At 71.1% G+C, this 12,622-nt stretch carries 10 protein-coding genes; 6 read left to right on the forward strand and 4 right to left on the reverse strand.

Translation table 11 applies throughout. From position 1 onward, the window contains the following. Positions 1-84 precede the first annotated feature (84 nt). Complete coding sequence (locus ACFYXU_RS10930; protein ID WP_389457361.1) at positions 85-1,314, forward strand: GNAT family N-acetyltransferase; 1,230 nt, start codon at positions 85-87, stop codon at positions 1,312-1,314. A 159-nt stretch (positions 1,315-1,473) separates the two neighbouring features. On the opposite strand, the gene ACFYXU_RS10935 is transcribed toward ACFYXU_RS10930, so the two are convergent. Together ACFYXU_RS10935 and ACFYXU_RS10940 are read right to left on the reverse strand one after the other, a co-directional pair. After that, positions 1,474-2,283 (reverse strand): DNA-formamidopyrimidine glycosylase family protein, encoded by an 810-nt coding sequence (locus tag ACFYXU_RS10935; protein ID WP_361393570.1) that lies wholly within the window; start codon positions 2,281-2,283, stop codon positions 1,474-1,476. Next, positions 2,283-2,777, reverse strand: a complete 495-nt coding sequence (locus tag ACFYXU_RS10940; protein WP_329855143.1) for a ribose-5-phosphate isomerase — start codon at positions 2,775-2,777, stop codon at positions 2,283-2,285. Before ACFYXU_RS10940 ends, ACFYXU_RS10935 begins: the two co-directional genes overlap by 1 nt. A 195-nt stretch (positions 2,778-2,972) precedes the next feature. On the opposite strand from ACFYXU_RS10940, the gene ACFYXU_RS10945 reads away from it, so the two are divergent. Beyond that, positions 2,973-4,409, forward strand: a complete 1,437-nt coding sequence (locus ACFYXU_RS10945; protein WP_376508090.1) for an amino acid permease — start codon at positions 2,973-2,975, stop codon at positions 4,407-4,409. 80 nt (positions 4,410-4,489) lie between these two features. Here ACFYXU_RS10945 and ACFYXU_RS10950 read toward each other — a convergent pair whose 3' ends face one another. Further along, positions 4,490-5,083, reverse strand: a complete 594-nt coding sequence (locus tag ACFYXU_RS10950) for a biotin transporter BioY (protein ID WP_329855141.1) — start codon at positions 5,081-5,083, stop codon at positions 4,490-4,492. 264 nt (positions 5,084-5,347) lie between these two features. On the opposite strand from ACFYXU_RS10950, the gene ACFYXU_RS10955 reads away from it, so the two are divergent. The 3 genes from ACFYXU_RS10955 to ACFYXU_RS10965 all read left to right on the forward strand — a co-directional run bounded on the left by ACFYXU_RS10955 (position 5,348) and on the right by ACFYXU_RS10965 (position 9,072). Further along, positions 5,348-6,730 (forward strand): amino acid permease, encoded by a 1,383-nt coding sequence (locus ACFYXU_RS10955; RefSeq protein WP_376508091.1) that lies wholly within the window; start codon positions 5,348-5,350, stop codon positions 6,728-6,730. A 117-nt stretch (positions 6,731-6,847) separates the two neighbouring features. Then, a complete protein-coding gene (locus ACFYXU_RS10960) occupies positions 6,848-8,260 on the forward strand; it encodes an amino acid permease (RefSeq protein WP_389407198.1) in 1,413 nt (470 codons plus the stop codon). A gap of 167 nt (positions 8,261-8,427) precedes the next feature. Beyond that, complete coding sequence (locus ACFYXU_RS10965) at positions 8,428-9,072, forward strand: superoxide dismutase (protein ID WP_329855138.1); 645 nt, start codon at positions 8,428-8,430, stop codon at positions 9,070-9,072. A 128-nt stretch (positions 9,073-9,200) separates the two neighbouring features. Here the strand turns inward: ACFYXU_RS10965 and ACFYXU_RS10970 are convergent, their stop codons facing one another. Next, the gene (locus ACFYXU_RS10970) at positions 9,201-9,836 is read right to left on the reverse strand and encodes a DsbA family protein (protein WP_361393565.1); all 636 of its coding nucleotides are present in this window, start codon (positions 9,834-9,836) and stop codon (positions 9,201-9,203) included. 147 nt (positions 9,837-9,983) lie between these two features. Here ACFYXU_RS10970 and pepN point away from each other — a divergent pair, with 147 nt between their 5' ends. After that, on the forward strand, positions 9,984-12,530 hold the full coding sequence (gene pepN / locus ACFYXU_RS10975) for an aminopeptidase N (RefSeq protein WP_376508093.1): 2,547 nt from the start codon (positions 9,984-9,986) through the stop codon (positions 12,528-12,530). The last annotated feature ends 92 nt before the right edge of the window (positions 12,531-12,622 follow it).

Raw genomic sequence — 12,622 nt, forward strand, 5'->3', positions numbered from 1 at the left:
GCCGGACATCGTGCAGGGGTACCCCGGTGACAATGTGCGCGAAATCGGGTCGCCCCGGGCGGGCGCCGCTGATATCGATGGCATATGACGACTGAACTGCGGGTTCTCGACCCGTCGGAGTGGGACCGCTGGTACGGGGTGCTGGAGCTCGCCTTCGGCGGGGTGGCGGAGGCGCCGGAGGAGCAGCGGCTCTGGCGGGATCTGACCGAGTTCGACCGGTCCCTGGGCGTCTGGGACGGTGACGTGTGCGTGGGTACGGCGGGGGCGTTCGACTTCCGGCTGACGGTGCCGGGCGGGGCGTCGGTCCCGGCGGGCGGGGTGACGATGGTGAGCGTGGCGGGGACGCACCGGCGGCGCGGGATCCTGACCGCGATGATGCGGCGGCAGCTGGACGACCTGCGGGCGGCGGGCGAGTTCCTGGCCGTGCTGACGGCCTCGGAGCCGGCGATCTACGGGCGGTTCGGGTACGGCGTCGCCGCGTACGCGGTGCACGCGGTGATCGACACGAACCGGGTGCGGCTGGCGGTGCCGGAGGGTACGGACCGGGTCGCGCTGCGCCGGGCGGACCCGACGGAGTCCTCCGCGGTGTGCGAGGCGGTGTACGCGCGGCTGGTGCCGGGCCGGCCGGGGATGCTCGCGCGGCGGCCGGGGTGGGAGCGGCTGCCGCTGATCGATCCGCCGGCCGACCGGGAGGGCGCCTCGCCGCGGCAGTGCGTGCTGGCGGAGCGGGACGGGGAGGTCGTGGGCTTCGCGCACTACGCGATCAAGCCGGACTGGTCGTACGCGGGGGCCGAAGGGACCGTGCACGTGCACCAGTTGATGGGGCTCGACCCGGCGGCGGAGGGGGCGCTGTGGCGGTTCCTCTGCTCGGTGGACCTGGCCTCGACGGTGCGGTTCCGCAGCCGGCCGGTGGACGACGCCTGGCAGCACCTGGTGAGCGACGTGCGGCGGTGCGAGCCGACGGTGCGGGACGCGCTGCACGTGCGGCTGGTGGAGGTGGGTCCGGCCCTGGAGGCGCGGACGTACCAGGCGCCGGTGGACGTGGTGTTCGAGATCGAGGACGCGTTCTGTCCGTGGAACGAGGGGCGGTGGCGGCTGACGGGGGACGCGAAGGGCGCGGTGTGTGTCCGGACGTCCGACGCCGCGGATCTCGCGCTGTCCGTGCGGGAGCTGGGCGCCGCGTACCTGGGCGGGACCTCGCTGGTGTCGCTGGCCTCGGCGGGGCGGGTGCGGGAGCTGCGGGACGGGGCACTGACCGAGGCCTCCGTGGCCTTCGGGTCCCCGGTCGCGCCCTGGCTGCCGCACGGGTTCTAGCCGGACGAAGGGCGTGCGGGCGCGCCCGGCCGTCGCAAGGGTTCCAGCCGTACGGGGTCACCTCGGGCGCGCCCTGGCTGCCGCACTCGTTCCAGCCGTACGCAGTCCCCTCGGGCGCGCCCGGCCGTCGCAACGAGTCCGGGTCGGGTGCGCCCCGGGTCAGCGGGTCTGGCAGCCCGGGCACCAGAAGAGGTTGCGGGCGGCGAGCTCGGCGGTGCGGATCTCGTCGCCGCAGAGGTGGCACGGCTGGTTCGCGCGGCGGTAGACGTAGACCTCGCCGCCGTGGTCGTCGACGCGGGGCGGGCGGCCCATGGCCTCGGGGGTGTGCTCGGGGCGGACCGTGTCGATGCGGTTGAGGCGGACGCCCTCGCGCATGAGCACGGCGAGGTCGTCCCAGATCAGGGTCCACTCCCCCGCCGTGAGGTCCCGGCCCGCGCGGTAGGGGTCGATGCCGTGCCGGAAGAGGACCTCGGCGCGGTAGACGTTGCCGACGCCCGCGACGATCTTCTGGTCCATGAGGAGGGCGGCGATCGTGGTGCGGGACCTGGAGATCCGGTGCCAGGCCCGGTCCGGGTCGTCGCCGGGGCGGAGCGGGTCGGGGCCGAGCCGGTCGTGTATCGCCTGCTTCTCGGCGTCCGTGACGAGGGAGCAGGTGGTGGGCCCGCGCAGGTCGACGTACCCCTCGGGGTCGGCGATCCGGAGCCGGACGGTGTCGGTGGGCGGCGGGGCGGGGGCGTCGCCGAAGTTCACCTTGCCGAAGAGGCCCAGGTGGATGTGGATCCACTCGCGGTCCTCGAAGGCGAGGAAGAGGTGCTTCCCGTGGGCCTCGGCGGTCTCCAGGACGGTGCCGTCGAGCAGGGCCGCCGAGTCGGAGAACTTGCCCTGGGGGCTGGAGACGCGCACGGGGCGGCCGCCGAACCGCTCGCGGTGGTCGGCGGCCAGCCGGTGGATGGTGTGCCCCTCGGGCATCAGGCGGTCGGCTCCTGCGGGTGGTGCGCCGGGATCGGGGGGAGCTCGCCGGTGGTCTCGTACGCGGTGAGCATGTCGATGCGGCGGGTGTGACGCTCGTCACCGGAGTACGGCGTGCTCAGGAAGATCTCGACGAACTTGGTCGCCTCCTCCTGGGTGTGCATCCGGCCGCCGACGGAGATCACGTTGGCGTTGTTGTGCTCGCGGCCGAGGGCGGCGGTCTGCTCGCTCCAGGCGAGGGCGGCGCGCACTCCCCTCACCTTGTTCGCGGCGATCTGCTCGCCGTTGCCGGAGCCGCCGATGACGATGCCCAGGCTGTCCGCGTCGGCGGCCGTCCGCTCGGCGGCGCGCAGGCAGAACGGCGGGTAGTCGTCGAGGGCGTCGTAGATGTGGGGACCGCAGTCGACGGGCTCGTGGCCGTGTGCCGTGAGCCACTCGACGAGGTGGTTCTTGAGTTCGTAGCCGGCGTGGTCGGAACCGATGTAGACGCGCATGGTGCCGAGTGTGGCACGTCGGGGCCCGGGTAGCAGGCATCGGGGTCGGGACCTTCACCCGGTCTGGTACGGACCTTCGACTCTGGCAGGGGCGCCGTACAACAATCCGGAATGAGGGGTTCCGATCAACCCCGTCCACAGGGTTCAATGCTCGGGCTCGCGACCCGAGCAGCCCCCACACACAAGGAAGCGTCGATGAACACGCAACCGACCCTGACGAAGGACGGCCAGGAGACCGGCACCACCGGTCCCGCGCAGTCCTCCGACGGCCTCAAGGCCGGGCTCAAGAACCGCCACCTGTCGATGATCGCGATCGGCGGCGTCATCGGCGCCGGCCTCTTCGTCGGCTCCGGCTCCGGCATCGCCGCGGCCGGCCCCGCGATTCTCCTCTCGTACGCACTCGTCGGCGCCATGGTCGTCTTCGTCATGCGGATGCTCGGCGAGATGGCCGCCGCCCGACCGTCCTCCGGCTCCTTCTCCGCCTACGCGGACCAGGCCCTGGGCCGCTGGGCCGGCTTCAGCATCGGCTGGCTGTACTGGTTCTTCTGGGTCGTCGTCCTCGCCGTCGAGGCGACCGCGGGCGCCAAGATCCTGGAGAGCTGGGTCCCGGCCGTGCCGCAGTGGGGCTGGGCGCTCATCGTGATGGTGGTGCTGACCGCGACGAACCTGGGCTCCGTGGCCTCCTACGGCGAGTTCGAGTTCTGGTTCGCCGGCATCAAGGTCGTCGCCATCGGCGCCTTCGTCGTCATCGGCCTGCTCGCGGTCTTCGGCGTGCTCCCCGGCTCGGACAACCCGGGCGCCGGATTCGCGCACCTCACCGACAGCGGCGGCTTCTTCCCGATGGGCGCGGGCGCGGTCCTCACCGGTGTGCTGATGGTCGTCTTCTCCTTCATGGGCAGCGAGATCGTCACGCTCGCCGCCGGTGAGTCCGAGAACCCGCAGAAGGCGGTCACCAAGGCCACCAACAGCGTGATCTGGCGGATCGGCGTCTTCTACCTGGGCTCGATCTTCGTCGTCCTGACGCTGCTGCCGTGGAACGACAAGTCGATCGTCGAGAAGGGCTCGTACGTCGCCGCCCTCGACTCCATCGGCATCGCGCACGCCGGCCAGATCATGAACGTGATCGTCCTGACGGCCGTCCTGTCCTGCCTGAACTCGGGCCTCTACACGGCCTCCCGCATGGCCTTCTCGCTGGGGCAGCGCGGCGACGCGCCGAAGGCCTTCGCCAAGGTCAACAAGCGGGGCGTGCCGACGGCCGCGATCCTCGGTTCGGTCGTCTTCGGCTTCGTCGCGGTCTTCTTCAACTACAAGTGGCCGGACACCGTCTTCGCCTTCCTGCTGAACTCCTCCGGCGCCGTCGCGCTCTTCGTCTGGCTGGTCATCTGCGTGACCCAGCTGCGCATGCGCGGCATCATCCTGCGCGAGTCGCCGGAGAAGCTGGTCGTGCGGATGTGGCTCTTCCCGTACCTGACGTGGGCGACCATCGTCATGATCGTCGGCGTGCTCGGCTACATGGTCTACGACGGCGGCGGCAACCGCGACCAGGTCGTGCTGTCCCTGCTGGTGGCCGCGCTGGTGATCGCGATCTCCCTGGTCCGGCAGCGGGTCGGGAAGTCCGCCGAGCGCGTCTGACCCCCGTCGCACGCCCGTACGTGAAAGGGCCCCGCCGCTCCTCCTGGGAGCGGCGGGGCCCTTCGCGTACGGCCCGGGGCTCAGCCCTTGCGGCCCACGAGCTTCCAGGTGGCCGGCAGGGCGCCCATGGCGAGCGCGGCCTTGAGGGCGTCGCCGATGAGGAACGGGGTGAGGCCGACGGCCACGGCCTGGCCGAGGGTCATGCCGGTGGCGAGGGCCAGGTAGGGCACGCCGACCGCGTAGACGAGCGCGGAGCCGAGCACCATGGCGCCCGCGGTGCGGAGCACCGAGCGGTCGGCGCCGCGGCGGGCGAGGGCGCCGACGACGGTCGAGGCGAGGAGCATGCCGAGGATGTAGCCGAAGGTCGGCATGGCGTAGCCGGAGGAGCCCTCGGCGAACCACGGGACGCCCGCCATGCCCGCCACCGCGTACAGGGCGAGGGCGAGGAAGCCGCGCCGGGCGCCGAGCGCCGTGCCGACGAGGAGGGCGGCGAAGGTCTGGCCGGAGACCGGGACCGGGGATCCGGGGACCGGCACCGAGAGCTGCGCGGCGAGGCCGGTGAGGGCGGCGCCGCCGACGACGAGGGCGATGTCGCGGGCGCGGCTCGCCGGGACGAGGTCGGCGAGGACGGTGCCGGCCCGGAGGGTGCGGGCGGGGGCGGCGGCGGTGCTCATCGGTACTCCGCGGGGGTGAGGGTGGGAGGGACAGGTCGACGCTATGCCAGGAGTGAGCGCCCGATCACCGTCAGCCGCCGACAAAGCGACGGTCGAGCGGTTTATGGAGAGTGAACAAACCTCGTCGATCACACCTCGCGCCACGTGACGCTTGTCACTGGCAACTCGCGCAGGCAGGTCCTTTTTGCGCCCGGGGCCGTTCACTGGAGAGACTGTGGAGTCTCCATAAACCGTCCATGAACGTCAGAGAGCACGAGCCCCCACATGCACGATCCTCTCGCTCCTGAACCGGAGCCCCTCTCCCACGGTCTGAAGCAGCGTCACCTGACGATGCTGGGGCTCGGCGGGGTGATCGGCGCCGGTCTCTTCGTCGGCTCGGGCGCCGGAATCGCCGTCGCCGGGCCCGGGATCGTGGTCTCGTACCTGATCGCCGGCGCGCTCGCGATGCTGATCATGCGGATGCTCGGCGAGATGGCGGCGGCGATGCCCGCGTCGGGCGCCTTCTCGGTCCACGCGGAGCGGGCGCTCGGCCGCTGGGCGGGCTTCTCGGTGGGCTGGCTGTACTGGTTCCTGCTCGTCGTGGTCCTCGCCGTGGAGGCGACGGGCGCGGCGCGGATCGCGCACGGCTGGGTGCCGGGGGTGCCGCAGTGGGGCTGGGTGCTGGTCTTCATGGTCGTGTTCACCCTGGCCAACCTGGCGGCGGTGAAGAACTTCGGCGAGTTCGAGTTCTGGTTCGCCGCGCTCAAGGTCGGCGCGATCGTCCTCTTCCTCGTCCTCGGCGCGCTCGCGATCGTGGGGTGGCTGCCCGACACGGACCCGGTGGGCACGGCGAACCTGACCGGGCAGGGCGGCTTCCTGCCGAACGGCTGGTCGGGGGTGGTCTCGGGCGTGCTCGCCGTGGTCTTCGCCTTCGGCGGCCTGGAGGTCGTCACGATCGCGGCGGCCGAGTCCGACGACCCGGCGCGGAACGTGGCGCGGGCGGTGCGCAGCGCGGTCTGGCGGATCCTCCTCTTCTACGTGGGCTCGATGCTGGTCATCGTGACCCTGCTGCCCTGGACCTCGCTGGAGCCGGGCGAGTCGCCGTACGTGGCGGTCCTGGACGCGATCGGGGTGCCGGGGGCGGGTCAGATCATGAACGTGGTGGTGTTCGTGGCGCTGCTGTCGGCGCTGAACGCGAACCTGTACGGCTCGTCCCGGATGGTGTTCTCGCTGGCGGAGCGCGGCGAGGCGCCGAAGGGGCTGCTGCGGATCACCGGCGGCGGGGTGCCGCGCCGGGCGGTGCTCGCCTCGGTGGCGTTCGGCTTCGTCTCCGTCCTGCTCAATCTGAAGTGGCCGGATTCCGTCTTCCTCTACATGCTGAACGCGGTCGGGGCGGTGCTGCTGTTCGTCTGGGCGCTGATCGCGGTCTCGCAGCTGCGGCTGCGGCGGCGGATCGAGCGGGAGGCGCCGGAGACGCTGACGCTGCGGATGTGGGGCTTTCCGTGGCTGACCTGGGTGGCGCTGGCGGCGATGGGCGCGGTGCTCGTCCTGATGCTCCTCGACGACGGGGCGCGGCCCCAGGTGCTCTGGTCGGCGGGGGCGACGGGGGCGGTGCTGCTGGTGGCGTGGGTGCGGGAACTGCGCGCTCCGTCGACGAAGCGGAACTGAACCTTCACCTTGTGTGAAGGTGGTGCCCGTATAGCGGACTCCGGTTCCCTCTGAGCGGTGCGCCCGCCCAGACTGTGGGCTCCCCTCCCCGTCTCAGCTAGTGAACAGGGTTCGCCCATGTCTCGGACCACCGCGCCCGCGCCGGACGACCGCAAGGACGGCGCGACCGCACCCGCAGAGGGCCTCTCGCACGGCCTGAAGCAGCGCCACCTCTCGATGATCGCCCTCGGTGGCGTCATCGGCGCCGGGCTCTTCGTCGGCTCCGGCGCCGGCATCGCCGCCGCCGGGCCCTCGATCGTGATCGCCTACGCGATATCCGGCATCCTCGTGATGCTGGTGATGCGGATGCTCGGCGAGATGTCGGCCGCGAACCCCGCCTCCGGCTCCTTCTCCGTCCACGCCGAGCGCGCCTTCGGCTCGTGGGCGGGCTTCACCTCCGGCTGGGCCTTCTGGTTCCTGCTCTGCGTGGCCGTCGGCCTGGAGGGCATCGGCGCCGCGAAGATCATGACCGGCTGGTTCCCCGGCAGCCCCGAGTGGGCCTGGGTCGCGCTGTTCATGGTGGTCTTCTGCGTCACCAACCTGGCGGCGGTGAAGAACTTCGGCGAGTTCGAGTTCTGGTTCGCGGCGCTCAAGGTCGGCGCGATCGTGCTCTTCCTGGGCATCGGCGTCCTCGCGATCGTCGGCGTCCTGCCCGGCACGGACGCCCCCGGGACGGCCAACCTGACCGGTGACGGCGGCTTCTTCCCGCACGGCTCCGAGGGCCTGATCGTGGGCCTGCTGGCCTCCGTCTTCGCGTACGGCGGCCTCGAGACGGTCACCATCGCGGCGGCCGAGTCGGAGCACCCCGTGCAGGGCGTCGCCAAGGCCGTCCGTACGGCGATGTGGCGGATCGCGCTCTTCTACATCGGCTCCATGGCCGTCATCGTCACCCTCGTCCCGTGGGACGACAAGGCGGTCGTCGAGAAGGGCCCGTACGTCGCGGCCCTCGACCACCTGGGCATCCCGGCGGCCGGCCAGATCATGAACGTGGTCGTCCTGATCGCCCTGCTCTCGGCGATGAACGCCAACATCTACGGCGCCTCCCGGATGGCCGGCTCGCTGGTCGCGCGCGGCCAGGGACCGAAGGCGCTGGGCCGGCTCTACGGCGGGGTGCCCCGCCCGGCCGTGCTCGTCTCCTCGGTGGTCGGCTTCGGCTGCGTGCTGCTGAGCTACTGGTCGCCCGACAAGGCCTTCATCTGGCTGCTCAACACCATCGGCGCGATCATCCTGGTCGTCTGGTTCTTCATCGCCGCCTCCCAGCTGGTGCTGCGCCGCCGCACCGAGCGCGAGGCGCCCGAGAAGCTGGTCGTGCGGATGTGGGCCTTCCCGGTGCTGACCTGGGTGGCGCTGGCCGGCATGGCGGCGATCTTCGTCCTGATGGCCCGCGAGGAGGGCACCCGCGTGCAGCTGTACTGGACGGGCGGCCTGACCCTGGTGCTCGCCGTCGTCGGCTTCGTACGCCAGAAGGCGGCATCGGGCCGCACTTCCTGAGCCCTCCCCCGCGCTCCCCGAAACCCCCGAACCACCGCCCGGTTCGGGGGTTTCGCCATGCCGGGAATACGAGACCTAGGACGAAGGGCTGATCAACAACGGCTCTCACCTACTGTTAGCCTGCACCTGCATAAAGGTTGCAATAAGCCATCGAAGGGCTCGGTCACATGGCGATCTACACGCTCCCGGAGCTGCCGTACGACTACGCGGCGCTGGAGCCGGTGATCAATCCGCAGATCATCGAGCTGCACCACGACAAGCACCACGCCGCCTACGTCAAGGGCGCGAACGACACCCTTGAGCAGCTGGAAGAGGCGCGCGACAAGGACCAGTGGGGTGCGATCAACGGCCTGGAGAAGAACCTCGCGTTCCACCTCTCCGGCCACATCCTCCACTCCATCTACTGGAACAACATGAACAGCCCGAAGGACGGCGGCGGCGGCGAGCCGCTGGCCGCCGACGGCATCGGTGAGCTCGCGGACGCGATCACCGAGTCCTTCGGCTCCTTCGCGAAGTTCAAGGCCCAGCTGACCAAGGCCTCCGCGACCACCCAGGGCTCCGGCTGGGGCGTGCTCGCGTACGAGCCGATCAGCGGCCGGCTCATCGTCGAGCAGGTCTACGACCACCAGGGCAACGTCGGCCAGGGCTCCGTCCCGGTCCTCGTCTTCGACGCCTGGGAGCACGCCTTCTACCTTCAGTACAAGAACCAGAAGGTCGACTTCATCGACGCCATGTGGCAGGTCGTCAACTGGCAGGACGTGAACAAGCGCTACCAGGCCGCCAAGGCCAGCGTCCCGCTGATCTCCTTCTGAGCCGAGCCGAGAGGCTCCCCCGTCGTCCTGCTCGTGATCGTCTTCTCAACCTTCACTTGCGGACGGAACAAGGAAGAACCCCCGTGATGACGTGAATCACGGGGGTTCTTCTGTGTCTGCGGCCGGGACTACTCGAAGCTGGGCGCCGCCGTCCGCGTGCGCTTGATCTCGTAGAAGCCGGGCGTCGACGCCACCAGCAGCGTGCCGTCCCACAGCCGGGCGGCCGCCTCGCCGCGCGGGGTCGGGGTGACGACGGGGCCGAAGAAGGCGACCTCGTCGCCCGTCGGGCCCGGCACCGCGATGACCGGGGTGCCGACGTCCTGGCCGACCTTCCCTATGCCCTCGGCGTGGGAGGCGCGCAGCTCGGTGTCGTACGTGTCCTCGTCGGCGAAGTCCGCCAGCTCCTCGGGCAGGCCGACGTCCTTCAGCGCGCCGGTGATCGCCTCGCGGGTCGGGCCCTCGCCGTTGTTGTGGAAGCGGGTGCCGAGCGCCGTGTAGAGCTTGCCGACGACCTCGTCGCCGTGCAGCTGCTGGGCGGCGATCACCACGCGGACCGGGCCCCAGGCCTGGGTCTCCAGCATCTCGCGGTACTCGGCGGGGAGCTCGTCGAGCCGGTTCTCGTTGAGCACCGCCAGGCTCATGACCTTCCAGCGCACGTCCACCGGGCGGACCTGCTCCACCTCCAGCATCCAGCGGGAGGTCATCCAGGCCCACGGGCACAGCGGGTCGAAGTAGAAGTCTGCGGTGGTCCTGCTCTCGGACATGTCACTCCTCGGTGGGGCCGCGGGAAGAAGTAGGCGGTGTACCGAAAGAAGGGAACCCGCTCCGGCGCGCGCGCATTCCCGTGTCCGGGGTGACAGCCGCACATGGGAGGATCGGTGCTGTTTCGAACGCGCCACGAAGGAGTGACCGTGCCCGGTGAGAATCTGTCCCGCGACGAGGCCCACGAGCGGGCCGCGCTGCTGTCCGTCGACGGGTACGAGGTCGTCCTCGACCTCCGGTCGGCGGTCGGCGACTCGGACGAGGCGGTGCGCACCTTCCGCTCCGAGACCACGATCCGGTTCCGCCGCACCGGCGAGGGCACCAGCACGTTCGTCGACCTGATCGCGCCCTCGGTGACCTCGGTCACGCTGAACGGCCGGTCCCTCGACCCGGCGGTCGTCTTCGACGGCGCGCGGATCGCCCTCGACGGGCTCGCCGACGAGAACACGCTCGTGGTGGACGCCCGGTGTGCCTACAGCCGGACCGGCGAGGGCATGCACCGCTTCGTCGACCCGGAGGACGGCGAGGTCTACCTCTACACGCAGTACGAGCCGGCCGACGCCCGCCGGGTGTACGCCACCTTCGAGCAGCCCGACCTCAAGGCCCCGTACCGCTTCGCGGTGACCGCGCCGGAGGGCTGGACGGTCTGGTCGAACGGCGCGGGTGAGCGGGACGCCGAGGGCGTGTGGCGGTTCGCGGAGACCGCGCCGATCTCCACGTACATCACCTGTGTCGTGGCCGGCCCGTACCACTACGTCACCGACCGCTACACGCGCGGCGACCTGGAGATCCCGCTCGGCGCGATGTGCCGGAAGTCGCTCGCGAAGCACTTCGACGCGGACGACGTCTTCCTGATCACCAAGCAGGGCTTCGACTTCTTCCACGACAACTTCGACTACCCGTACCCCTTCGGGAAGTACGACCAGGCCTTCGTCCCCGAGTACAACCTCGGCGCGATGGAGAACCCGGGCATGGTGACCTTCCGCGAGGAGTACATCTACCGGGGCAAGGTCACCCAGGCCGCGTACGAGAGCCGCGCCAACGTCATCCTGCACGAGATGGCGCACATGTGGTTCGGCGACCTGGTCACCATGGTGTGGTGGGACGACCTGTGGCTGAAGGAGTCCTTCGCGGACTTCATGGGCTCCTTCGTGAACGCCGAGGCCACCCGCTTCACCAACAGCTGGGTGACCTTCGCCAACAACCGCAAGTCCTGGGCGTACCGCGCCGACCAGCTGCCGTCCACGCACCCGATCACGGCCGACATCCGTGACCTGGAGGACGCCAAGCTCAACTTCGACGGCATCACCTACGCCAAGGGCGCCTCGGTGCTCAAGCAGCTCGTCGCGTACGCCGGGCGGGACGCGTTCCTGGAGGGCGCGCGCCGCTACTTCAAGCGCCACGCCTACGGGAACACGCGCCTGGCCGACCTCCTCTCGATCCTGGAGGAGACCTCCGGGCGGGACATGAAGGCCTGGGCGAAGTCCTGGCTCCAGACCTCCGGCGTCAACAGCCTGACCCCGGCCGTCACCTACGACGCCGAGGGCCGGATCACCGAGCTCGCCGTCCTCCAGGAGGGCGACGAGCTGCGTCCGCACCGGGCGGCCGTCGGCCTCTACCGGGTCACGGGCGGGGAGCTCGTGCGGTACGCGCGGGCCGAGGCCGACATCACCGGGGCCCGGACCGTCGTCGACGCGCTCGCGGGCGCCGAGAAGCCGGACCTGGTGCTCGTCAACGACGACGACCTCACCTACTGCAAGATCCGCTTCGACGAGGGGTCCCTGGCGACCCTGCGGGCGCACCTCGGCTCCATCACCGACCCGCTGGCCCGCGCCCTGTGCTGGTCGGCGCTGTGGAACCTGACCCGTGACGGGCTGATGCCCGCCCGGGACTTCGTCTCCGTCGCGCTCGCCTTCGCGGGCCGCGAGACCGAGATCGGCGTCCTCCAGATGGTGCACGGCTGGACGAGGTCGGCCGTCACCCTCTACGCGACGCCCGCGTGGCGCGAGGAGGGCGGGCGCCTGCTCGCCGAGGGCGGGCTGCGCGAGCTGCGGGTGGCCGAGCCGGGCAGCGAGCACCAGCTGACCTGGGCGCGGTTCTTCGCGGCGACCGCCGCGTCCGACGCCGACTTCCAGCTCCTGGAGGGGCTGCTGGACGGCACCGCGAAGATCGACGGGCTCGACGTCGACCAGGAGCTGCGCTGGGCGCTGCTCTCCCCGCTGGCCGCGCACGGCCGCGCGGACGAGGCCCGGATCGGCGAGGAGCTGGCCCGGGACGACACGGCCACGGGCAAGCGCCACCAGACCCGGCTGCTGGCCTCGCGGCCCTCGGCGGCGGTCAAGGCGCAGGCCTGGGCCCAGGTCGTGGAGTCGGACACCCTGTCGAACGCGCTGGTCGAGGCGACCATCGCGGGCTTCGTCCAGCCCTCGCAGCGCGAGCTGATCGCGCCGTACGCGGAGAAGTACTTCGCGGCGATCGAGCGGCTGTGGGGCGAGCGGTCGATCCAGATCGGCATGGACGTGGTGCGGGGCCTGTTCCCGGGGCTCCAGGACGACGAGGCGACGCTGGCCTCGGCGGACGCCTGGCTGTCGGAGCACGAGGCCGCCGCCCCGGCGCTGCGCCGTCTCGTCCTGGAGGCGCGGGACGACCTGGCGCGGGCGCTGCGCGCGCAGGCCTGCGACGGCCTGGCGGCCTGAGGTCCCGCCGGTGGGGGTCGCCGACCGCGACCCCCATCGGCACTCGAACGTGCGTACTTTAGGGCGAGCTTGTCCCCAATTGTCGACGAGCG

Origin of the sequence: Streptomyces sp. NPDC002232 (assembly GCF_042890295.1) — a bacterium.
Lineage (GTDB): Bacteria > Actinomycetota > Actinomycetes > Streptomycetales > Streptomycetaceae > Streptomyces.